This is a genomic window from Oceanospirillum beijerinckii DSM 7166, assembly GCF_000422425.1.
Classification (GTDB): Bacteria; Pseudomonadota; Gammaproteobacteria; order Pseudomonadales; family Halomonadaceae; genus Oceanospirillum; species Oceanospirillum beijerinckii.
The window spans coordinates 59,187-81,606 of sequence record NZ_AULT01000029.1; the positions used below are offsets into that span (position 1 = coordinate 59,187).

Below are 22,420 nucleotides of genomic sequence, written 5' to 3' on the forward strand. Positions count from 1 at the left end.
TGCTCTCCTCTAATTAAAATCAGCCAATATGGCCTGCAGCTGCTGCATATTGTCGCGGATGTGTTGCCAGTTCTGTTGTTGGATCTGATCAATAGGAGCCAACCAAGTGCCGCCCACAACAGGAACATTATCTAACGTCAGATATTGCGCCAGGTTCTTTACAGAGATACCGCCAGTAGGGCAAAAGTTCAACTCGGGTAAAGGCGCCCCCATCGCTTTTAATAAGGTGCAACCACCAGATACTTCAGCGGGAAACAGTTTCAACAAAGAGTAGCCATAGGAGTGCGCCAACATCGCTTCCGAGGGAGTCATCACACCTGGGATAAAACCGATCTCAGTACGCTGACCCGCTTGTAGTAATGATTCTGGAGCCCCTGGTGATAACGCAAATTGAGCCCCCGACTGTTGCACATCTTGCAATTGTTCCGTGGAAGTTATCGTACCTGCACCCACAACCAACTCAGGATAACGAGTCGCCAGGAACTCAATGACGTTAAGTGCTTTAGGTGTGCGCAGAGTAATTTCAATGGCATTTAACCGAAACTCCAATAGACAGTCAGCCAGAATCCGGGCTTGCTCATTATTATCCAATACCAGTACAGGCAACACTTTCTGACGGGTTATCTGTTGATATAACACGGCACTTAACATCTTATTTCTCTTAATATTTCTAATAGTTCTTGCAGTCGCCAGAACAGTATACCCTTATCCTACACTGCAGACGTTAAAAACGCACAACGATCGCATTGACTCAATGGAGCCCTAAAGCTGATATCGTTTGTGTAAGATTTGACGCTGTCTAACGTCTGAATCAAGTCGGCTTATGCTGTAAACGTTGTTTTAACAGCCACATCATCACAGGTTGCGCCAATACCAGAATCAGAGTAATTTGGCTTAAAAATGCGATACCTTCCAAAGTACCATCGGCATTGGCTGTTAACAGATAAGAGCTGCCTACAGAAGCAGCGCCTGTGGCGACATGCTGGCAAGCAGACTGCACTGAGGTAAAAGCCGCGCGTTCATGGGCGTCAGGTGTTTGACTGGTTAAAGCACTCTGCGCCACTCTACGGGCTGAAGAGAACACCATAAAACCGGTAAAGATCCATAACACCCACTCAAATGGTGGGACCTGAATAAAGCCAACCCAGAGCACAGTAGCCAAACCCAGACAAACCACACTGCCTGTTAGTACACTGCCCAGCCGATCAGATAAATATCCCGTCAGTTGCATCCCGACCAAAGAGAAAACCCCACCCATCATATACAGCTCACCAATACGCTCACGGGGAAACTCCAGATTAAACTGAACGTAGGCCGAAAGGTTTGGGATCAGTAGGAAGTTACCAAACATAGACACCACAACGAGCATCAAGGCCAACCGTGTTAGTGGCTTTTTCAACAACATGATTGGGCCTACAGCCTTAGCCTCTCCTTGCTGCTGAATATGTGCAACCATCCTGGGCAACAGTAAATAAAGCGCCACTAACAGCATAATTCCACTGAGCGCGATAACATAAAAAGGCGCTTGCCAACCATACCTGGCGGATAACTCCAAACCAAAAGGAATACCCACAATCGCAGCAACAGAAAATGACCCCATAGCGATAGCCATCGCCCTGCCCCGGCGCTTAACCGGTACGACATCTATAATCATTGCCAAACCAATCGCCGATGCCGGACCACCAAATAAACCGGCGCAGATCCGGCTCATCATCAAGGTCGCCTGATCCACTGCAAGAGTGGCCGCAAAAGTACCGACAGAAAGTCCTGCTAACGCCCAAATAGCAATCTTTCTGCGATCAAAACGATCCAAATGACGACTCAACAGGAAACCTGAAGTTGCCGCAGCAAAGGTATAACTACCACCGATTAATCCCAAATCAGACATGATAATGCCCAGTGCCTGCGCAAAATCAGGGCCTAAGGGAATCACCATCATAAAGTCGACGATATTAATAAACTGAATCAAGGTGACCAGTATCACCACCCGCCATTCTCCGACAGGAGCCGGCGATGAGTTATCAGAAGCCGTATCGGCCATATAAACTCCGCACTTATTTAGACACTGGAAGATGGCCAAAGACAGTGAAATATCGCCTTTAAAAGTAATCCAGCAAGAGAGAGGAACCCTGTCAGAAATCCATACAATGAGACAGAAACAGGATAGGTAAACAACGAGGTCTGCTCAGTACAAGCATGTGCATACAGGCACTTTAGAAGCCGACAGCAGCAAGAACCAATTAACATACGAATAAGCCTGCATTATAACGCAGGAGTACGAGTCACCACTATCAGATAAAACTGACAAAATAACTCGGCTTTGTTAATTTCCAATCTTACACATTGCCATTATGTATCTTTTTCACAACTTGCAAACCTAAACGCTTGGCCAGGCGCACCAGGTTTGCCCGGTCCATCTTCAATTCCCGCGCGGCCGCAGCCCAGTTGCCCTCATACTGGGTCAAAGCCTGCAGTATAAGTTGTTGCTGGAATTGCTCAGTACTCTCTTTAAGGCCTTGAGATGATGCCAACGTCAGTGACACAGATGAGGCATCACCAGCCACTTCCCCATTACTTATCTTATCTTCAGCCTCAAAGCTACTGAGAGTCATTGGATCTGTAAAAGAAGAAACCAGCTCACCAAGGTGATGGCACTGAATACAAGTAATATCCCCCCTTCGCTGTGTACCAGAAAGCAGCTTATTACCTTGTTTATACTCTGCGTTAGCGATCAGAGCTGCACGCCCCATCACATGCTCAAGCTCACGTACATTGCCCGGCCAGGAATACGCCTGCAGTGCCTGATGGGCCTGACTGTCAATGATTAACTGTGCTAACCCCAGCCTACGCCGCGACTGTTCCGCAAAATAACCTGCCAGCAAAGCCACATCACCATGACGCCGACGTAACGGAGGCACCTTAACAGGGTAGACACTCAGTCGGTGATAGAGATCAGCCCGGAAGCGTTTCGCTGCCACCTCCTGCTGCAAAATACGATTGGTTGCCGCCAAAACCCTGACATCGACGTGAGAGATGCTATCCCGGCCAACTGGCTGAATTTCCTGATTTTGCAGCGCTCTCAGCAGCTTACTCTGGGCGACTAAAGGCAACTCACCTATCTCATCCAGAAATAGTGTGCCGCCATCAGCCAGACTGAATTTACCGACCCGATCCCGGTCTGCTCCGGTAAAAGCCCCTTTCACATGGCCAAATAACTCACTCTCGATCAGGTTTTCTGGAATCGCTGCACAATTCACATAAACCAAGGGTCCATCAGCACGGTTAGATTGTTCATGCAGTGTTCGGGCGACCAACTCCTTACCGACGCCCGTTTCACCTTCAATCAAGATGGCATAATCAGAAGGCGCGACCAGAGCCAGCTCTCGTTTCAGCTGTTGCATCTCAGAACTATCACCTATCAGCTCGCCACCATCTTTGGTTAATGCTTCCCGGGTTAACTCAGTAATTACATGACGAGTGTGAGCCGAATCATCTTCCAAGTGCTGCAACAGCATTGCTGTTTTCAGACTCGCCGCCGCCATGGCACTGATCACTTCCAGCGTGTACTCTGGAATCTCATCAAAAGCACCAGGGGTCATACTGTCCAGAGTTAACACACCGATCAGTTGCTGATCAGCCATTAATGGCAGTCCCATACAGGCATGCACGGGTAAGTCACCACGATGGCCCTGCAACATACCATCATACGGATCTGGCAGATCACAGTGAGTCTGAAAGCGAGTCGGAATATTAGTCTGGCAGATCTGTTGAAAACGAGGCTGGGAGTCAATTGTAAAGCGTCGACCTAACACATCGGCGGTCAGCCCCTTTTGTGCCAACGGTTTTAGCAAATTACCATTACGCTGCAGTAACACCACCGCATCACACTGAATACTGCCCCGAACGGTGTTGAGCAAGCGATCGAACCTATCTTTTGCACTTAGACTATTGGCCATATCTATCGCCAGTTGCAACAGGGCGTTATGTGAAATCTGGTTTGCGGGCGACACTAGAGGCTGCTCTTATAGCTGGGTCCTGCCACAACATAACATACTGCTATTTCCAGTATAAAGTCTAAAAAGCACAGAAGAGTCAAAAGGACCTTTATTATTCATGTCTTTTTGACTCTTTTATATAAATAAAAAGTCCAAGAGAACAATCAACATACTGATTTATATATCTTTTTCAAAAATGGCATATCTACTGCAATACCCGAGTAAAGCACTCCGATAAAGCATGCAACAACATAGGTAGAGACCTCAAGCCATGATGTTGCAAAGCCCGGACCACGAAGCGTGAGGGGATAATTCATGTACAGCCATTTTTGCTTTGCCTATTTACTGTCTGATCAGGCGCTATCTGACCCAATTAAAAGCCGTCAAAACAAATATCACTCACTTTACCTGGCCGGGAACATTCTCATGATGATCTCGGCAGCGGCTATGTGCATCAGTACGTTAGTGGCTTACCTGATACCGGAGTATTTCGCCCTGGGCACTCAGGTATCAGCCCATATCGCCACAATGCTCTGTGCCACAGGTTTAAAAGTCGGCTATGCCATGCACCTACTCGGTGAAAATGACCAAATCGGTCACCCCCATAGTGCGGCTTCTGGCGTTTAAACCCTATTGCCTCATTGAGATCTCAGCCTTGGTTGAATCAAGACGAACACAGACCGATACCGTTCCACACACCATAAAATCAACGCAAAAGCAGATAAAGGATAGAAACAGAAGATGTTAACTCAGGATCAAATTACCATTGTAAAAAGCACTGTACCTCTACTGGAAAGCGCAGGCCCTGCGATTACACAGCATTTTTATCAACGTATGTTCAGTCACAACCCCGAACTGAAAGATATTTTCAACATGAGCCATCAGCAATCCGGTGGACAACCACTGGCACTGTTTAATGCCATCGCTGCGTACGCTAAGTATATTGATAATCTTCCCGCACTAACCTCAGCCGTAGAAAGAATTGCCCATAAACACATTACGTTTGATATTCAGCCGGAACAATACGATATTGTCGGCCATCATCTTATTCAGACCCTGAAAGAACTGGCTCCCGGTGCTTTCACAGCAGAAGTTGAAGACGCCTGGGTTGCAGCTTACCAGCAGTTAGCTGATATCTTTATTGGTCGAGAAGCAGAAATCTATCAGGCTAACGCCCGTGCAAAAGGCGGCTGGCAAGGAGCACGTCTGTTTAAAGTTCAGGATAAAAATCAGGAGTCAGAACTGGTCACCAGCTTTATTCTGGTGCCTGTGGATGGTCAACCTGTGGTCGATTTTCAGCCGGGTCAATATCTGGGCATTCGCCTGCAACCTGACAGTTCAGATTATCAGGAGATCCGCCAGTACTCCCTGTCTGATAGAGCCAATGGCAGCAGCTATCGCATTTCGGTAAAACGGGAAGGTATACAAGAAACGAGTAGTCAACCGGGCATTGTCTCCAACTATCTGCATGATCATGTTGAGGTTAATGATGAGCTGGAGCTGTTTGCCCCTGCTGGCGATTTTTTCTTTACTGATCATCAGCGCCCTGTGGTCGCCATCTCGGCCGGTGTTGGCCTGACACCCATGATCTCAATTGTAGAAACCCTGGCTGCACAACAATATAAGCAACCGGTGTTTTTCTTACACGCGTGTGAGAACCGTGCTCAACACTCATTTGCTCGTCGAATCCATGAACTAGGTGAGTGCCTGCCGCTAAGCAACCATATCTGGTATCGCAATGCTGATAGTGCAGAAAGCAATGCCCCCTTAAACCTGAATATCCACCATGGCCTGATGCAGCTGAACAAAATCAAACAGCAGCTACCATTGGAAAACGGCGACTTCTATCTATGTGGTCCAGTTGCTTTTATGCAATTTGCCAAACAGCAACTGCTGGAATTGGGCGTTGACCAAAGCCGTATTCATTATGAAGTCTTTGGCCCTCATCAGGACTTCTAACCTTTTACACGCTTACACAAAAGTGATTCGATATTTTGCGGCCAAGTGCTGAAAAATAAAACCTTCTGCTCAAGAGAAACTTTTGTGTAAGTGCTTATTAGACAGTCAAAATTGCACTACCGTTATTCAGCGACTGAAGCCACACATGGTTTAACCCTTACCCTCCTTATACTAACCAAACCCATTGTCAAACTCACAATAGAGACAGAGACTGACCTATAGCAAACGCTCTCTCTCTCTGAGTTGCTCAAGAGAAAGAAGCCAAACGTTTATAGACACAGTAGTCCTGGGCAATATCCCCTGGTCAGTTGCATGCATATATTATAAGTTAGACGGTAAACTCTAAAAATAAAGAAGATCATGACTGAGCCTAACGAGACAGCTATACTCAAGGATTCCGCCTTCAAAACACTAGCGGATTCATTCGCGACATTTTATAGCAATACCATCGCCATCGATCAGAAACACAGGATCACCTGGATCAGTCAGGGTTACCAAGAATTTTTAGGTCTGGAGCACAACCCTGTCGGTGAACCGATTACCCGCTATATCCACAACAGTTTTCTCCCCAGAGTGGCAGATAGTGGCGAGCCAGTGCTATTGGAGCTGCTACGAGTGAAGCAGCAATGGATTCTGGTCAGTGTCATTCCACTCCAGTCTGATCAGGGTGAAGTAATCGGGTCATTTGGTTTTGTTGCACTGGAAAACCCTCAAGGCACACACTCCCTGGTCAGCCGCTTTAATCAGCTGCAGCGCCAATTAGATAATGTCACTCAGGAACTCAATCAAGCTCGACAACATAAATACCGTTTATCTCAAATTACAGGCCGCAGCGAACAGCTGCAAAGTGTCAAACACCAGATCCGGCAAGCCGCCCGTTTTGATATTTCAGTACTGCTGACCGGAGAAACCGGTACCGGCAAGGAGCTGTTTGCCCACGCCCTGCATGAACTCTCCAGCCGCTCCCATCAGGCCTTTGTTTCACTCAATGTCGCTGCAATTCCCGATAATCTGATTGAAGCGGAATTTTTTGGCGTTGCTCCCGGCGCCTATACCGGTGCATCGAACAAAGGGCGTAAAGGTAAGCTGGAGCTGGCCAATGGCGGCACCCTGTTTCTGGATGAAATTGGCGATATGCCACTGGAGCTGCAAAGCAAACTGCTACGCGCCCTGCAGGAGAAGGAGTTTGAGCCATTAGGCTCCAATAAGATAAGAAAAGTTGATATTCGTATCGTTGCCGCCACCAGTCGTAATCTGCCAAAAATGGTAGAAAACGGCGAGTTTCGCGCAGACCTTTACTACCGCCTGAACGCCATGCCAATTCACCCCCCCCCCTCTCAGGGAGCGTCAGGCAGACATTGACCTGATTGCAGAGCGCCTGCTGGATGAACTCTGCATCAGGCTGCAACTGCCGGTTAAATATCTGACACCGGATGCCATTAACCTACTATTTCAACACACCTGGCCGGGCAATGTACGGGAACTGCAAAATCTGCTGGAACGAGCGGTAATTATGGCAGAGGAAAACAACGAGATAGATGCCCAGCTGATTCAGTCGCTGCTGATTAACTCCGTTCAAGTGGCGCAGATACCATCCACACAGAATCCAGTTACAGGATTGCCTTCACCTATGGCACCACCAGTGATCACTCACTTGAGTAAAAACGCACAGCCGCAGACCAAGGCTCCACCACAGCCTCTGCATCAACAAATGGCCCAAACAGAGCGCCAGGCCATTGAAGCCGCATTGGCTTACACCCAGGGCCATAAAGTCAAAACGGCTAAACTATTGGGTATCTCACGTGCCAGCCTGTATGAAAAGATGCGTAAACTGGAGATTCAATACTCAGAGACATGCTAAAGAGCTGAGTACAGCGAAGACTTAACACGTGGAAAAGAAAAGCCCCGACCAGTACGAGCGAACTGATCGGGGCTGCCGGGAATAACACTGTTTTTTAGGGAAGCAGAGCTGGGTTCGGCAAGCTAACAACAAAGAGCAACTAGCAACAAAGAGCGGTAAAGCAATCAGCCCGTCGACTTAATGAGGAATTGCCAGCGTATTATCCAGCCAGCGGATAGCATCATTACCCGGTGTGATCAGTACCTCACCAAACATGGCATTAGTAATCTGCTCTTCACCGCTTTCCTGCATCGACGTCGTGCGAATCACCTGACTCGGAGACAGTGCATCACCATCACTCAGATAAGCAAACATCTGATTCAGTGCCTGTTCAAAGTAAGGATGAATATAGGCGTAACGGTGCTGCATATTAGATGGCGTGGCATAGAAGCCAAGGTTGGGTGCTAGCAGATAGGCAAACATCTCCAGGTGATGGCCATTTTCGATCTCCCAATACACTACATCATCGCGGGCATCTACCTGACGATTACGGGCGTAGTAGGCGCGACCACCATGGTTCGGGGCAACCACCTGATCCGCACGACCATGCATAATAATGGCCGGTTTACCCTGTAGATCACCACTCATAATCGCTTCCTGAATACCGGCCTGAACTCGGTCAAAGTCACCGTTGTCCTTGTAAGTATCCAGAATGCCCAACTCAGTTAACTTGGCCTTGCCATAGCGGGACATCGCAAAGAAACACAGGTCTGCATCCAGATTTTTATCCGCTGTGGAGTTAAACGCCGTAGCCCCATAAGGATCATCCGCATTCATATTGACCGGTTGAATCCAGCGGCTACCACCAGCGATCATATTCTGCCCCAGGAAACGCAGCGCTTTATCTTCATCGCTCAGCACTTCAAACTGCTTGGTACCGCCGTTATAGCTGGCGAAACTGATACCACACAGCTGATCAGAGATACTATAGCGGCCGTAGGAGTTACCATAGGTATTGGTTATTTCAGAAAACATATTACTAAACGCTGGAATACCCAGGTTCTGCTCCGGTAGGAAACCCGCCGTGGTATTCATCAGATCCTGTGCCTCCTGAGCCAATACCTGCAGATCATCTGAATCCGACGTTAACAGCCCTAATTGCTGCAGACGGGTACAACGCTCAGGAGATTTCGCTGAGTTGACCAAATCAGCACTGTCATTTGCAGCCAGGTTGTTAGCACAGGGTTGATAGACTGCGCCAAAGGCGTGCATATCGTATAAGCTCCAGCCTACTGATTCCGGCCCCCAACTGCGCTCACCCTGAGTAATGGTAAAATCATGCTGATTCATCGCCGTACTCGGCTCTACCGCAACCACGCCATCGATCAGCCCTTGGCTATCCTGCTCTGCGGCCATTAAGACAGAACGACCACCGTTAGACCAGCTGGCTGCAATCACCGTGGTATTATCAGGGTTAAAGGCCTGATCAGGATAAGCCTGATGCAAGGCGTAGAAAGCAAACTCGATGGATTGCAGGGTATTCAGTCCCCAGTCCTTGCCTGGGTTTTGCTGGGAGTGAGCGTGTTTGGTTGTGGCAGTGCGTGCATCGGTAGAGTCCTGAAAACCTTCAGCAAACTCAGCGGTAAACGCAGAAGTTGTGCCTGCACTGGCTGCATCTACCACCTTACCATCCAGATCAATCACCTGCTGACTGCCAATAAAGTGTACGCCATCACCTGTACCTTTATCGGTATAGGCCACGGCACAACCTCGTTTTAATGCGGCATCACCTGCCGTGCCCGCCGCTCCATAAACACCACGGGAACCCGACGATGGGCCAGCAATAATACAAGGCTTATCTGTAGAGAAACTGCTTGGCACCTGCACCACCAGTTTGACATTGGTTTTGCCTGAGCCGTCATCAACTATGGCTTGATATTCCGTACCCGACACCAGACCGGTAAACGCCTCTACCGAATGAGAGCTAATCCCATCGGTCACCAAAGGTCCCCAATGTACACCCCAACCTCCAGGTGTTACCGGATCCATCATGCTTTTATAGTTGTTGCCCAGCTGATAGCGACGGATCTGCTCAAGGCTTGCATCCACAGCCACTGCATCCGGCGTTACAGTGCCTGTATCACTAGCCAGTGCAGCCCCCGTCAATAGGTCATCACTGCTGCCATCCACCTGAATGACATCAACTGAACCAGAAAGATAGCTGGGCAGTACACTGTAATCCGTCGTGTCTTTTGTGCTGTCGGAGGAACCTAAGCAACCCGATAGCACCAGTGAGCTGGCAGCCGTTAAAAGAAGAGTCCTTTGCATATCAACCTCGTATTGTTGTTTTTCTAAGCTGTTCATAATGGATCAAAGGTCAAACCAATCCAACGTAACTCAACTAATCCAAGATATATGCCAAATATCTAACCTGCTGATAAGCAATGATTTATTATCATCCCACTCACCAATATCCAGAAAACCAGACACAAGACCGTCTAAAAAACCAGACACCATCCTGAATTTAAGACAGTGAGAGAAAGGCCTATAAAACGATACACATAAATAACTGTTTCCAACAAAAGTGAACTTATGAAATTCTTGCATTAAAATTCAGATAAATGAGATTGATAAGAGCGGGTTCTGTAGCCCAATAATATGAATAAAAAAAGAAATGAAGCAGTAAATAGCGAGAATCTGCGCATTGGTCGCCAGATTCGGGATATTCGTAAAGCAAAAGGTGTGACTCTGGCCGAGATGGCCGAGCGTATTCAGCGCTCTGTGGGTTATGTCAGTCAGGTTGAGCGTGGGGTATCTTCTCTACCGATTCCAATTCTTCAAGCGATCTGCGATGTATTAGGGATTCAGATCAGCTGGTTTTTCCACTCAGACCGGGAAGCCCCTGCAGAAGAGTTAAATCATATTGTACGAAAATCAGCCCGACGCAGTTTAAGCTTTTCCGATGGGGGTGTACGTGAAGAGCTGCTATCCACCCGCCTATCAGGCCAACTCCAGATGATACTCACGACCTTTGCACCCGGAGCCAGGGGCAGTGAAGCTCGCCAGCTAAAAGGTGAAGAAGGCGGCCTGGTACAATCAGGTATGATAGAACTGTGTATCAACGACCAGTGCTTTATTCTGCATGAAGGTGACAGTTTTACACTGGAAGCGAATGATCAATACCGGGTACGCAACCCTTCGGACGAGGAAAAGGCGATTGTAATCTGGAATATCACCGGCGGTTATTAATCACAGCTCTTTCCCTCAAAGGAATCATCTGCGGTAAAGCCTTCCTTAGCTACTTCAATCTCAAATTGAGCGGCATGATAGAGAATCCAAACAGAAAGGGGCAGCTCGTTTAACGGAGCCACCCCTTTCTTATATTGCTTTTTAACGGTATAGCATCTTACCCGTATAGCACCTCTGGTAACCAAAGTGCGATTCCCGGAAACATCAATAGCAAAGCCAGGCCCAGAATCTGTAGCAGAATAAAAGGCACGGCCGCTTTATACAGATCGTAAATGGTGACTTCCGGAGGGGCCACCGACCTCATATAGAAGAGATTGTACCCAAAGGGCGGTGTCAGATAGGCTGACTGCATACTTACGATAAACAGAATCGCAAACCAGATGGTGTCAAAACCCAGAGATTCCACAATCGGCACAAACAAAGGTGCAGTGATAAAGACAATGGCGAAGTCATCCAAGAACATGCCCAGCACGAAGTAACATGCCAGCATAATCATGATCACATAGATGGGTGCGACATCGTTATCTTCGACCAGCTCTTGCAGAATAAAACCGGCATCCAGGCCAATATAGACCTTACTGAAGAAGATCGCTGCGATAGTGATCCAGATCAGCATCCCCATCAACTTTGTGGTGGAGATTAGCACTTCCTTCATCATCTTCAGGTTCAGCGTACGGTAGATCGCCGCACAGAGAATAGAACCCGCCGCACCAATCGCTGAAGCTTCTGAAGGTGCAGTAATGCCTGTAATGATACAGAACAGAACCGTCGCAATCAGAGCCCCCGGTAAAATCAGGGCTTTCAGTGATGCTACTTTGCCGCGCCAGTCCACCTGATGCTCTTCTGACAGAGCGGGTGCAAGGGATGGCGTAATGCGACTGCGAATCAGGATATACAGAATGTAGATACCCGCCAGCATCAGCCCCGGTATAACACCTGCAGCAAACAACTTACCTACAGACTCTTTCGCCAGGAAGGCATAAAGAATCATCAGCAGGCTAGGCGGAATCAAAAAGCCCAGAGCACCACCGGCCATAATGGTGCCTGTGGCAAGCTTTTTGTCGTACCCCCGCTTTAGCATCGCAGGCAGGGCGATAACACCCAGGCTCACGGTTGCCGCACCGGACACTCCCGCCATCGCCGCGATCAATGCACAGACAATAACAGTACCAACTCCCAGACCGCCGGGGGTTTGCCCCATCAGTTTGCTCATCATCTCAAAAAGATCGTCGGTAATACCGGAGCGTTCCAGCATCAGCCCCATGAAAATAAACATGGGCAGAGCTACCAGGAGGAAGTTGTCCAGGGCAGCAAATGAACTGAGTGTCAGGAGTTCAATAGCTCCTGGCCCCCATAGTGTGTAAGCAAATCCCAGCCCGACGGTCAGTAATGACCAGGCCAGGGGAGCCCCCATCATCAGCATCAGGAACATCGTCCCGAACATGCCAATGGTAATGATTAATGGGTCAAGTTCAGTCACCTGAATCCCCTGTTAATTTAAAAGTTGTATCAATGTCAGCCATCTCAGACTATCGGCACAGTTGCAGATAAGGCATGCAGCGCGTTCCTTGCTAATCGAACTTAATTATTTTCAGCCCAGTAATAGACGCTTACTTGTCTGGACGATAATTAAGTGCGACTTGTATATCCCTGATGAGATGTACTAACCCCTGTAACCAGATCAGACCCACACCGATGGGTAGCATGGTTTTAAAAGGGTAAATAGGTGGAGCCCAGGTACTTTTTGAGGACAGTTCTCCGCTTTGCCAGGAGTCGTAGGCAAACTCGCAGGCAGCCACAAAAAATACGCCAAACATAATAAGCACCACACAGCCCGTAATCACGTCGAGAATAGCCCGACCGCGTTTATCGAACAGGTGATAAACCACTTCACTACGGACATGACCATGATGCTTATGAGTGTAAATACCCGCAAACATACAAAAGGTGCCGTACAGCATAGTAGTTGATTCGTGTGCCCAGGATGTTGGGCTAAGGAAGAGATACCGGGCGGCGATCTCGTACAACAAGACGCCAATCATGGCAAGGCACATCCAGGAGCTGGCCTTGCCGATGAACTCGGATATCTCGTCCTGATAGTTCAGGAGGCGAGATATCCCGGACATTATGCTCTCCCAGTGGCTTTAGCCGCTTCGGTCAGAATGTCGATTGCTTTACGGTTACGATCAGAACGTGCCGCTTCTTCTTCCCAGATCACTTTCGCAGCGTTGCGCAGACGGGCAGAATCTTCAGCATTTAGAGAACCCATTTCGAACTTACCGGTGGTAGAAGCATCAATAGAACCGCTAACCATCCAGTTGTGCATCTTAGCCGCGTGTTTAGCGAAAGAGGTTTCGATGATGGTGCGGTGACTATCAGACAGAGACTTCCACTTGTCCATGTTGATCAGCATTTGATCGGTATAACCCGGGCTTACCATGTTCAGAGAGGTGTAGTACTTAGCAGTTTCGTACAGTTTCATCGACAGGTATTCGTTAGTACCGGCATAGATCACACCGTCGATAGCGCCAGTGCTCAGGCCAACGTATAGCTCAGAACCCGGCAGGAATACCGTTGGGATACCAAACTGATCCAGGATCTTAGCGATACTTGGTGTCGCACGGATCTTCATCTTCTTCAGATCATCCAGACTGTTTACTGGCTTTTTAGTCAGAAGATCGAAAGGACCGCCCATGATAGGGCCTAAGTAGTGAACGTTTTGCTCAGCATAGGCTTCACGGATCAAATCGATCAGACCTTTGCTTTCCATGATGTACATGGCTTCATCATAGTTGGTCCATGCTGCAGGCAGACCTGCTTCAATAGACGCGATATCCAGCTGACCCGGCCAGTAACCTGCGTAACCCTGACACATATCGATCGTACCAGAGCCTACTGCTTTAAACATCTCGGCATCAGGTACCAGAGAACCACCGGTGTAACGACGCACTTTAAGTGCCTTATTAGAAGCACTCTTAACATCATCAGTGAACTCTTTAAAGATATCGTTGGCTTCCTTACCCCAATAAGTTTGCATTCTTAAAGAAGTTGCAGCTTGAGCTTGCGAGGCGATGCTCATTGCCATAGGGGCGGCCACCAGACCTGCAGCGGCCGTTTTCAATAGATCACGTCTTTTCATGTTGTTATTTTCCTTAGGCTGCGTTGTTTATCATTATTGATTCACGCTTGTTTGTGAAGGCTTTTCCAGACATAAAAAAGCCGTCGCAATCACTTGTACTAACTGATGTTGATCTTAATATCTGGTTAGAACAATTGGTATAATTTTACACTCTTACAAGAAAAACCTGGTGCAAATAGGCAATTTTTTTCTTCTCCATCCTGAAAAAAACATATATGTGAAAATATCTTCAACAATTTCACATTTACATATGTAAACAGGTAATTACATCGATTTTTATCTCATTTACAACCGTACTCTTTTCACCAATGCGTTTAAAAAGCGTAGCTGAAATAATCAGAAAAAACGGTCTATTTATGGCACAAGTTTGTCATATCAGTGTTCAATAATAGTAGAACACTCTATTTAGCCTAATTGACTATATCTAACCCAAAATAAAGGAAAAGATATTTTATTGCCCAATAAAAATAGACATGACGGTTATAATTTTGTCTTTTTCAGAGAAATTCACTATTTGATTTTTTTCAAAACAGGAGAATGAGACAGAAACACACAATACAACGGAGCAGCCCAGACTGTCTGGAGCAAGGCTTCAGGACATCTATCACATTGATTTTTATAAACAACTTATTCTTTTTAATACACAGGTGGATAAGCGCCTGTCCAGTTTGCCCCATTCCGGACTTACACTGACGCTATTTCGAGATAAGAAACAGATCCATTGCACATCAACAACACCAAATTAGCACCAGCTTTCAGACACCAACCAGGAATAGCCTCCCGCTCCGATCTAAACAATACTGATCAAAGTCGTTCGCCAAAAACAGCGTGCCTTGATAATGCGCTCGGGCTTCCTGTTCTATCTCGGCAATACCTCTGTCACGCTTCTTAGTGGGATTGGCCAAATAGCGAGGGCTAAAATGAGTCAAAATCAGGTTATTCAGTCCTTGCCGCTGTGCAAAGCGAGCCACTAATTCAGCACTGCTATGCTGAGGTTCAGGGCCCACATGCTCCAGCATATCCTGAGTGTAGGTGGCCTCATGAATCAGTAGGTTTGCATCCCGGCAAGCTCCAGTAAGCAGCTCAGGGCTATCATTATCACCACCTATAACGATGACTCTTGCCTGCCAGGATGGATAAGCATATTCATCCGACTTCAGCAGGCGGCGTGCGACTTGTTTCAAACCGGGCTCATCAATCCTGTCTACACCCACCGGATAATCAACATTCAGCCCCTGCTGTAGCTGAGCATAGTGAGGACCTGAAGGAATACCTTCAGCCTGCAGTTTTGCTACATCCAAGCGGCGGGGAATATCAATCTCTTCCATACGATAAGCCCAGCTGGGAACCCGGTGGCTTAATGTATGTGCCGTAATCCGCATTCCGGCCAGCTCTATGCAAAGGTCCTCAGAAACCGGGATAAACTCCAGCGGATAGTTAATCTGTAACTCAGTAAAGCGCATTACAGACTGCAAATACTCCCAAACGCCGTTAGGCCCCACCAACACCAAAGGATCTTTTCGACCATTAAGCTGGCAAGAGGCTAACAAGCCAGGTAAGCCGTAGCAGTGATCACCATGAATATGAGTGATTAAAACCGCACTCACTTTTTGTGGGGATAAAGTGGTACGCAACAACTGGTGTTGAGTTGCCTCCCCACAATCCACCAACACCCAGTGCTTGCCCTGATCAGGCATGATAGCGGTAGCAGAGACATTACGCTGACGACTTGGGGCACCAGAGGCGGTACCTAAAAATTTGATTTCCAAAATATTTCCATCTTATTGCTACAACTAAACGCACCAAAGATTTAACCGGACCTTATTCGATGTCTCGGAGACCGCAGATCTGATTGACCTGATATAGATTTCTATCCCCTATTATCACCATTTGTCAGCTTCCGGTCATAGCCCGACCTATACAAGAACCGACTCCTATTACCAACATCAGTTTTTGTCATCGATGTAACTGAACCCGTAAACCCGAGATCAGACCCGCTTGCTCCCTCTGAGTTTACCGCCTGATTACAATTCGATTGCCAAAAGAGCAAAAAAAATCGCAGATAATACTTAACATATTAATTAATATATTATCTAATAGAGCCAACCTGATAGGGATCAGTATTGGTATTTCGTCATTTAACAGACACCTCTCTATCCAAGACGCAATTTATAACAAGTGGGACACAGTATGCTGACTCAAGATCAAATCAAACAAGCTGCGGATCGCCTGTATCAGGCAGAAAAGGAACGCAAACAGATTCCGGCGCTGACGCTGGATTACCCGGATATGGATATGGATGACGCTTATGCGATCCAGAAGAGTTGGGTCGATCGAAAGATCGCTGAAGGTGACAGTGTGCGTGGTTATAAGATTGGTCTGACGTCCCGCGCGATGCAGATGGCTTCCCAAATCGACACCCCTGATTACGGTGTGCTGCTGGAGTCTATGTTCTTTGATGATGGCGCAGAGATTAAAGCCTCTGATTTCCTAGACCCTCGTATCGAAGTGGAACTGGGCTTTGTGCTGAACAAGCCGCTGTCCGGTGAAAATGTCACCATCTTCGATGTACTGAACGCGACGGATTACGTGATTCCAGCCATGGAGCTGATCGACGCACGTTGTCTGCGTACCGATCCTGAAACGGGTTACACCCGTAAGGTGTTCGACACCATCTCTGATAACGCGGCTAATGCGGGTGTGATCTTCGGTGGTCGTCCGGTTAAGCCAACAGAGATTGATCTGCGCTGGTCTGCTGGTCTGTTGTATCTGAATGGTCAGATCGAAGAGACCGGTGTGGCGGCAGGTGTTCTGGGTAACCCTGCAAACGGTATCACCTGGGTATGTAAGCGTTTTGCTCCTCATGGCGTTGGCCTGGAGCCAGGTCAATTTATTCTGTCCGGTTCGTTCACCCGTCCTGTGCCGGTAAAAGCTGGTGATACAGTTCATGCGGACTTTGGTCCTCTGGGCAGCGTAACGGCACGTTTTGTCTAAACTAAAGCCCATTCAGAGAAAGCAAAGAAAGAGCACACAACGATGGAACTGCCAAAAAACAGATTCAAACAGGGGCTAAAAGAAGGCAAAACCCAATGGGGTTTGTGGCTTGGGCTGCCTGGCGGTACTTGCGCAGAGATCTGCGCCGGTGCTGGTTTTGATTGGGCGCTGATCGACGGTGAACACGCGCCGTTTGATCTGAACGCCATGACCACTCACCTGCAAGCGATGGCACCTTACGATGTGTCGCCTATCGTTCGCCCGGTGGAAGGTCGCACTGCACTGCTGAAGCAGATTCTGGATATCGGTGCACAAACCGTACTGGTCCCTATGGTCGATACTGCGGAACAAGCCCGTGAGCTGGTACAAGCAGTCCGTTACCCACCACAGGGTATTCGTGGTCTGGGTAGCTCCCTGGCGCGTGCCGCAAACTGGAACCGTATTCCGGGCTATCTGCAAAACGCAAACGATGAGATCTGCCTGATCGTACAAGCGGAAACCACAACGGCGATCGAAAACCTGGCGGAAATCGCTGCGGTTGATGGTGTCGATGCGGTGTTTATTGGTCCTTCCGATCTGTCTGCGTCGATGGGCCATATCGGTAACCCGGACCACCCGGAAGTGGTTGCAGCCATTGAAAACGGTATTCGCACCATTACTGCCGCTGGTAAAGCGGCGGGTCTGCTGTGTATCAACCCTGCCAAAGCCCAGCACTACGTTGAAGTGGGTGCCCGTTTTGTTGGTGTTGGTGTGGATACGCTGATTCTAAGTAATGGCGCTAAGCAGCTGGCGGAAAAATTCAAGTCTGGAGAAGAGTTAGAGTCTTCAGGCTCCAGCGGTTACTGATACACATCTTGATAAGCATTATGTAGGAAGCGGGTAATTAGAGTAGGTCGGATAAGCAAAGCGCCATCCGACGCTAAACGCCAGAATTGTCGGAAGGCGCCTTACGGCTTTTCCGACCTACATATCGAGTCAAAATGAAATCAAGCGTTAAAAGCGATGTTATCAAGCGTTAAAAGCTTAGCCTGATATTCGATTTTAAGCCCCGGTGTTTACCTAAACAGGTGAACACCGGGCATCAGATTAGAAAACTATAGGATAGAGCAAATGAGTACTAACCCTATCGTAACAGGGAAGCTGGTGTGCGTTGCACTGAACGACCAGCAACAGCTAGACAAACTGGATGCAACCTTTAACGAAGCACCCTACAAAGCAGCACCGACTCAGCCGGTACTGTACTTCAAGCCGCACAACACCTGGAACACCGACGGTGCCACCATCGCCTGGCACGAAGAAGGCCTGGTCGTGGGTGCGAGCCTGACCGTGGTATTCGGTAAAGAGTGTTGTCGTACCAGTGCAGAAGAAGCACTGAGCTACGTTGAGGGTTATACCCTGACTCATGATTTCTCTCTGCCAGAGAAAAGCTACTACCGTCCAGACATCAAAGGTAAGTGCCAGGATGGTTCGGCACCTGTTGGTGCTGTGGTTGTACCTGCCAGCGATGTGGCTGATCCACAAGCGCTGACCGTGGTAACTCAGGTGAATGGTGAAACGGTTTCTGAACTGCCTGTGAGCCAACTGCACCGTGGCGTGGCTGAGCTGATCAGCATTATCTCTAACATTATGACGCTGCAACCTGGCGATGCGATTGCTGTGGGCTTCCCTGGTGACCGTCACCCAGTAAAACAAGGCGACAAGGTGACTTCTTCTATCGCCGGTGTAACTGAACTGACTAACCAGGTGGAGGCATAATCAATGAAACACGCACGAGTTTTATATAAAGGTGAAGGGCAACATAACGACGTTGAGCTGGATGTAACTGTTAACGATCAAGGCGATCTGGTAACGGCTGAAGGTACGGTTATCAGCGAAAGCGAAGTGACCTGGTTATCGCCCATCAAAAATCCAGGCACCATCTTTGCGCTGGGCCTGAACTACGCGGATCACGCTGCTGAACTGGCGTTTGAGCCACCAAAAGAGCCACTGGTATTCTTGAAGGGTGCTAACACCCTGACTGGTCACAAGCAGAACGCTTACCGTCCGGACAATATCGAATTCCAACACTACGAGTGTGAGCTGGTAGCGGTAATCGGTAAAGAAGGTAAGAACATCTCCCGTGAAGATGCCATGGATTACATCGCCGGTTACACCGTATGTAACGACTTCGCGATCCGTGACCACCTGGAAAACTACTACCGTCCAAACCTGCGTGTGAAGAGCCGTGACTCCCTGTGTCCTATCGGCCCTTGGCTGATCGACAAAGAAGACGTAGGGGATATCTCTGATCTGCGTCTGACCACGCACGTCAATGGTGAGCTGACTCAGGAAGGCACCACGAAAGACATCATCTTCGACGTACCTTTCCTGGTGGAGTACCTGAGCAAGATCATGACCCTGAAGCCAGGCGATATGATCGCTACCGGTACGCCAAAAGGTCTGAAAGATATGCAGCCTGGCGACACCGTTGTGTGTGAAATTGAAAAAGTCGGTGCTCTGACCACGTACATCGTGTCTGAGCAAGAGTTCTACGGCGACAAATACTAATCAGATAATCCTTGGAGACTTCGAAATGAGTGAACTGAACGAAAATATCGCTAAAGCCGAGGGTTATCTGGCCCGCTTTAAAGAAAACACTCTGGGTCACTACATCAATGGTGAGTGGACTCTGGGTACGGGTACAGAGACGTTTGATAACACGACGCCTACTGACCAGAGCTACCTGGGTAAAGTGGTTGCAGCTACTGAAGAAGACGTCAACGCAGCCTGTGAAGCGGCAGCGGCAGCAGCGGCAGCATGGGCAGCCACTCCAGGTGCTGAGCGTAAAAAGATTCTGCACCGTCTGGGCGATGAGCTGGAAAAACGCGCTGAAGAGATCGCGCTGGTTGAGTCTATGGACTGTGGTCAGCCTCTGCGTTTTATGCGTCAGGCAGCGGTACGTGGTGCGGCTAACTTCCGTTTCTTCGCGGATCAGGCACCTGAAGCCCGTAACGGTCTGTCTCTGCACCAAGATCAGCACACTAACTTCACTGTGCGTAATCCAATCGGCCCTGTGGCGGTCATCACGCCATGGAACACACCTTTCATGCTGTCGACCTGGAAGATCGCTCCAGCACTGGCAGCAGGTTGTACTGTAGTACACAAGCCTGCTGAACTGAGCCCTCTGACCGGTGCGATTCTGGCCGAGTGTGCAGAAGCAGCAGGTCTGCCAAAAGGTGTTTGGAACACCATTAACGGTTTTGGTGCTGTTGCCGGTAAGACTCTGACTCAACACCCTGCGATTAAAGCGGTTGCTCTGGTGGGCGATTCTGCAACAGGTAAAAAGATTCAGGCACAGACGGCTGATACACTGAAGCGTCTGCACCTGGAACTGGGTGGTAAGAACCCTGTAATCGTATTTGACGATGCTGACTTCGACCGTGCACTGGATGCGGTTGTATTTATGATCTACAGCCTGAATGGTCAGCGTTGCACCAGCTCCAGCCGTCTGCTGATCCAAAGCGGTATCAAAGACAAGTTCCTGGCGGCGCTGAAAGAGCGTGTAGCCAACCTGAAAGTGGGTCACTCTCTGGACCCTAACACTGAAGTAGGCCCTCTGGTTCACACCGGTCACTACGATAAAGTCACCAGCTACTTTGAGATTGCTAAGACAGACGGTGCAACTATCGCGGTGGGCGGTAAGTCTCTGCGTGATGAAATGGGCCCAGGTAACTATGTGACGCCAACGCTGTTTGTTGAAGCGAAAAACAGCATGCGTATTGCCCAGGAAGAGATCTTTGGCCCTGTGCTGACGGCTATCGAATTCGACACTGAAGAAGAAGCGGTACAGCTGGCTAACGACACCATTTACGGTCTGGCGGGTTATATCTGGACCTCTAACACTGGTCGTGCCATGCGTATGGCAGACAAAGTTGAAGCCGGTATGCTGTGGGTGAACTCTGAAAACAACCGTAACCTGCCTTCTCCGTTCGGCGGCATGAAGATGTCTGGTATCGGTCGTGATGGCGGTGACTGGAGTTTTGATTTCTACATGGAAACCAAAAACGTGTGTATCGCTCACGATACTCACCGTGTACCTGTACTGGGTCGCTAAGCGAGCCGGATTTATAACGGTCCTGATACGTTGTTGTAGGTCGGAAAAGCCGTAGGTGCCTTCCGGCAAACGCTGAGTATCTGAGTCAGTGTCGGATGGCGCTTCGCTTATCCAACCTACTCTGATGCTAAGAAGCGTATCGGGATTGATCGTATTGATTGTTGTGCTCTTTCGCCACAGTCCCCCGTTTTGATAAGAGACGGGCCCTGTGGCCTTTTTGTTTCAGGAGATCTCATGCCTCATTTTATTATGGAATATTCCGCAAATCTGGATGACGATCTGGATATCCCAGCCCTGTTTGAAGCGCTGAATGAAACCGCTATTGGTACCGGTGTGTTCCCAATTGGCGGTATCCGTACCCGCGCGATTCGTTGCGAACACTATCGCATTGGTGAAGGTGACCCAGATAATACTTTTATCCATCTGACTGCCAAAGTGGGTTCCGGTCGTGAGCCTGAGGTGCTGAAAGCCGCCGCAGATAAGGTGTTCGAAACCTTTACCGCGCAACTGCAGCCGGTATTTGACCGCCGTTATATGAGCATCGGCTTTGAGATGACCGAACTGCACCCTGTGCTGAACTACCGTCAGAACAATATCCACCAGAAGTTAGCCGCCAAGAAAGAAGGCTAAAGCGGCTAAGAAAGAGAGTTAAGGCTGCTGGTGAATAGCTAAAAGATGACAAGGCTACAAAAGATGGATGTAGTCTGAGCAACTTGAAGTGATCTGATGACTGGATACGTACTGAGTCCAAAAACCAGCACTTCAAATACGTGGATAAACCGGTTGTCCCACTGGTTTATCTACACCTGCTAAATAATACCGATCCAGATAAGTTGTTGTAGATACCATCTCTCCAAATCACCTTCAACAGCTCTTTTAGGCTGATTGAGGGTGATATTCGCTTTGATGCTTTACAACACCAAAACAAATTTGAACAAGCTTGCGCATACCTGCGCACAGGGCCTGCATTTTACTTTTACCCTTCTCTACTAAACGCTTAAATTGATGTCGAATATCTGGGTTATGTTGTAAACAACTGACTGCTGCCATATAGAGCTTTGCTCTTATTTTGGCTGGCCCCTGCTTACTTAAACGGCTTCTTCCTTTCCATTGCCCTGATTGCTGGATACGAGGCACTAAACCCAAATAGG

Annotated in this window: 20 protein-coding genes and 1 pseudogene; 12 read left to right on the forward strand and 9 right to left on the reverse strand. The window is 48.4% G+C overall.

Annotation, left to right across the window (positions count from 1 at the left end; all coding sequences use genetic code 11):
* Window positions 1-9: 9 nt before the first annotated feature.
* From eda to norR, 3 genes are all read right to left on the reverse strand, one after another.
* Window positions 10-651, reverse strand: coding sequence for a bifunctional 4-hydroxy-2-oxoglutarate aldolase/2-dehydro-3-deoxy-phosphogluconate aldolase (eda, locus tag H579_RS0109695; RefSeq protein ID WP_036565954.1), 642 nt, complete (start codon window positions 649-651; stop codon window positions 10-12).
* Window positions 652-811: 160 nt separating this feature from the next.
* Complete coding sequence (locus H579_RS0109700; protein WP_051227505.1) at window positions 812-2,041, reverse strand: MFS transporter; 1,230 nt, start codon at window positions 2,039-2,041, stop codon at window positions 812-814.
* A 295-nt stretch (window positions 2,042-2,336) separates the two neighbouring features.
* The gene (norR, locus tag H579_RS0109705; RefSeq protein WP_028300515.1) at window positions 2,337-4,010 is read right to left on the reverse strand and encodes a nitric oxide reductase transcriptional regulator NorR; all 1,674 of its coding nucleotides are present in this window, start codon (window positions 4,008-4,010) and stop codon (window positions 2,337-2,339) included.
* A 300-nt stretch (window positions 4,011-4,310) separates the two neighbouring features.
* Here norR and H579_RS29415 point away from each other — a divergent pair, with 300 nt between their 5' ends.
* The 5 genes and pseudogenes from H579_RS29415 (at window position 4,311) to H579_RS29420 (ending at window position 7,815) form a co-directional block, all read left to right on the forward strand.
* The gene (locus tag H579_RS29415; RefSeq protein WP_051227506.1) at window positions 4,311-4,622 is read left to right on the forward strand and encodes a hypothetical protein; all 312 of its coding nucleotides are present in this window, start codon (window positions 4,311-4,313) and stop codon (window positions 4,620-4,622) included.
* Between the two features lie 114 nt (window positions 4,623-4,736).
* A complete protein-coding gene (gene hmpA / locus H579_RS0109715) occupies window positions 4,737-5,954 on the forward strand; it encodes an NO-inducible flavohemoprotein (protein WP_028300516.1) in 1,218 nt (405 codons plus the stop codon).
* A 360-nt stretch (window positions 5,955-6,314) separates the two neighbouring features.
* Window positions 6,315-7,316, forward strand: coding sequence for a sigma-54 interaction domain-containing protein (locus H579_RS25110; RefSeq protein WP_211224697.1), 1,002 nt, complete (start codon window positions 6,315-6,317; stop codon window positions 7,314-7,316).
* A gap of 34 nt (window positions 7,317-7,350) precedes the next feature.
* Window positions 7,351-7,467, forward strand: a pseudogene (locus H579_RS30200) (AAA-type ATPase lid domain-containing protein); the annotation flags it as partial.
* Complete coding sequence (locus H579_RS29420) at window positions 7,468-7,815, forward strand: helix-turn-helix domain-containing protein (protein WP_211224698.1); 348 nt, start codon at window positions 7,468-7,470, stop codon at window positions 7,813-7,815. It abuts the pseudogene before it with no gap.
* Window positions 7,816-7,992: 177 nt separating this feature from the next.
* On the opposite strand, the gene H579_RS0109725 is transcribed toward H579_RS29420, so the two are convergent.
* Entirely contained in the window at window positions 7,993-10,122 is a 2,130-nt protein-coding gene (locus tag H579_RS0109725) for a 3-hydroxybutyrate oligomer hydrolase family protein (RefSeq protein WP_157834591.1), read from the reverse strand.
* Window positions 10,123-10,452: 330 nt separating this feature from the next.
* Between H579_RS0109725 and H579_RS0109735 the strand changes: the two genes are divergently transcribed.
* Window positions 10,453-11,043 (forward strand): helix-turn-helix domain-containing protein, encoded by a 591-nt coding sequence (locus tag H579_RS0109735; protein WP_028300518.1) that lies wholly within the window; start codon window positions 10,453-10,455, stop codon window positions 11,041-11,043.
* 157 nt (window positions 11,044-11,200) lie between these two features.
* Here H579_RS0109735 and H579_RS0109745 read toward each other — a convergent pair whose 3' ends face one another.
* The 4 genes from H579_RS0109745 to H579_RS0109760 all read right to left on the reverse strand — a co-directional run bounded on the left by H579_RS0109745 (window position 11,201) and on the right by H579_RS0109760 (window position 15,951).
* Window positions 11,201-12,523, reverse strand: a complete 1,323-nt coding sequence (locus H579_RS0109745) for a TRAP transporter large permease (RefSeq protein WP_028300519.1) — start codon at window positions 12,521-12,523, stop codon at window positions 11,201-11,203.
* A 130-nt stretch (window positions 12,524-12,653) separates the two neighbouring features.
* Window positions 12,654-13,169: a TRAP transporter small permease subunit gene (locus H579_RS0109750; protein WP_028300520.1), complete on the reverse strand. Its 516-nt coding sequence runs from the start codon at window positions 13,167-13,169 to the stop codon at window positions 12,654-12,656.
* Window positions 13,169-14,182 carry a TRAP transporter substrate-binding protein DctP gene (gene dctP, locus H579_RS0109755; protein ID WP_028300521.1) on the reverse strand — a complete coding sequence of 338 codons (1,014 nt, stop codon included), beginning with the start codon at window positions 14,180-14,182 and terminating at the stop codon, window positions 13,169-13,171. Before dctP ends, H579_RS0109750 begins: the two co-directional genes overlap by 1 nt.
* Before the next feature lie 755 nt (window positions 14,183-14,937).
* Window positions 14,938-15,951 (reverse strand): ribonuclease Z, encoded by a 1,014-nt coding sequence (locus H579_RS0109760; protein ID WP_028300522.1) that lies wholly within the window; start codon window positions 15,949-15,951, stop codon window positions 14,938-14,940.
* A gap of 421 nt (window positions 15,952-16,372) precedes the next feature.
* Between H579_RS0109760 and hpaH the strand changes: the two genes are divergently transcribed.
* The 6 genes from hpaH to H579_RS0109790 all read left to right on the forward strand — a co-directional run bounded on the left by hpaH (window position 16,373) and on the right by H579_RS0109790 (window position 21,899).
* Window positions 16,373-17,176 carry a 2-oxo-hept-4-ene-1,7-dioate hydratase gene (gene hpaH / locus H579_RS0109765; RefSeq protein WP_028300523.1) on the forward strand — a complete coding sequence of 268 codons (804 nt, stop codon included), beginning with the start codon at window positions 16,373-16,375 and terminating at the stop codon, window positions 17,174-17,176.
* Window positions 17,177-17,218: 42 nt separating this feature from the next.
* A complete protein-coding gene (gene hpaI, locus H579_RS0109770) occupies window positions 17,219-18,022 on the forward strand; it encodes a 4-hydroxy-2-oxoheptanedioate aldolase (RefSeq protein ID WP_028300524.1) in 804 nt (267 codons plus the stop codon).
* Window positions 18,023-18,286: 264 nt separating this feature from the next.
* Complete coding sequence (locus tag H579_RS0109775; protein ID WP_028300525.1) at window positions 18,287-18,931, forward strand: fumarylacetoacetate hydrolase family protein; 645 nt, start codon at window positions 18,287-18,289, stop codon at window positions 18,929-18,931.
* Window positions 18,932-18,934: 3 nt separating this feature from the next.
* Window positions 18,935-19,723: a fumarylacetoacetate hydrolase family protein gene (locus H579_RS0109780; RefSeq protein ID WP_028300526.1), complete on the forward strand. Its 789-nt coding sequence runs from the start codon at window positions 18,935-18,937 to the stop codon at window positions 19,721-19,723.
* A gap of 25 nt (window positions 19,724-19,748) precedes the next feature.
* Window positions 19,749-21,269 (forward strand): 5-carboxymethyl-2-hydroxymuconate semialdehyde dehydrogenase, encoded by a 1,521-nt coding sequence (gene hpaE, locus H579_RS0109785; protein WP_028300527.1) that lies wholly within the window; start codon window positions 19,749-19,751, stop codon window positions 21,267-21,269.
* A 234-nt stretch (window positions 21,270-21,503) separates the two neighbouring features.
* Window positions 21,504-21,899 carry a 5-carboxymethyl-2-hydroxymuconate Delta-isomerase gene (locus tag H579_RS0109790; protein ID WP_028300528.1) on the forward strand — a complete coding sequence of 132 codons (396 nt, stop codon included), beginning with the start codon at window positions 21,504-21,506 and terminating at the stop codon, window positions 21,897-21,899.
* 246 nt (window positions 21,900-22,145) lie between these two features.
* On the opposite strand, the gene H579_RS0109795 is transcribed toward H579_RS0109790, so the two are convergent.
* On the reverse strand, window positions 22,146-22,420 hold a 275-nt coding region (locus H579_RS0109795), incomplete at its 5' end, for an IS110 family transposase (protein WP_028300529.1).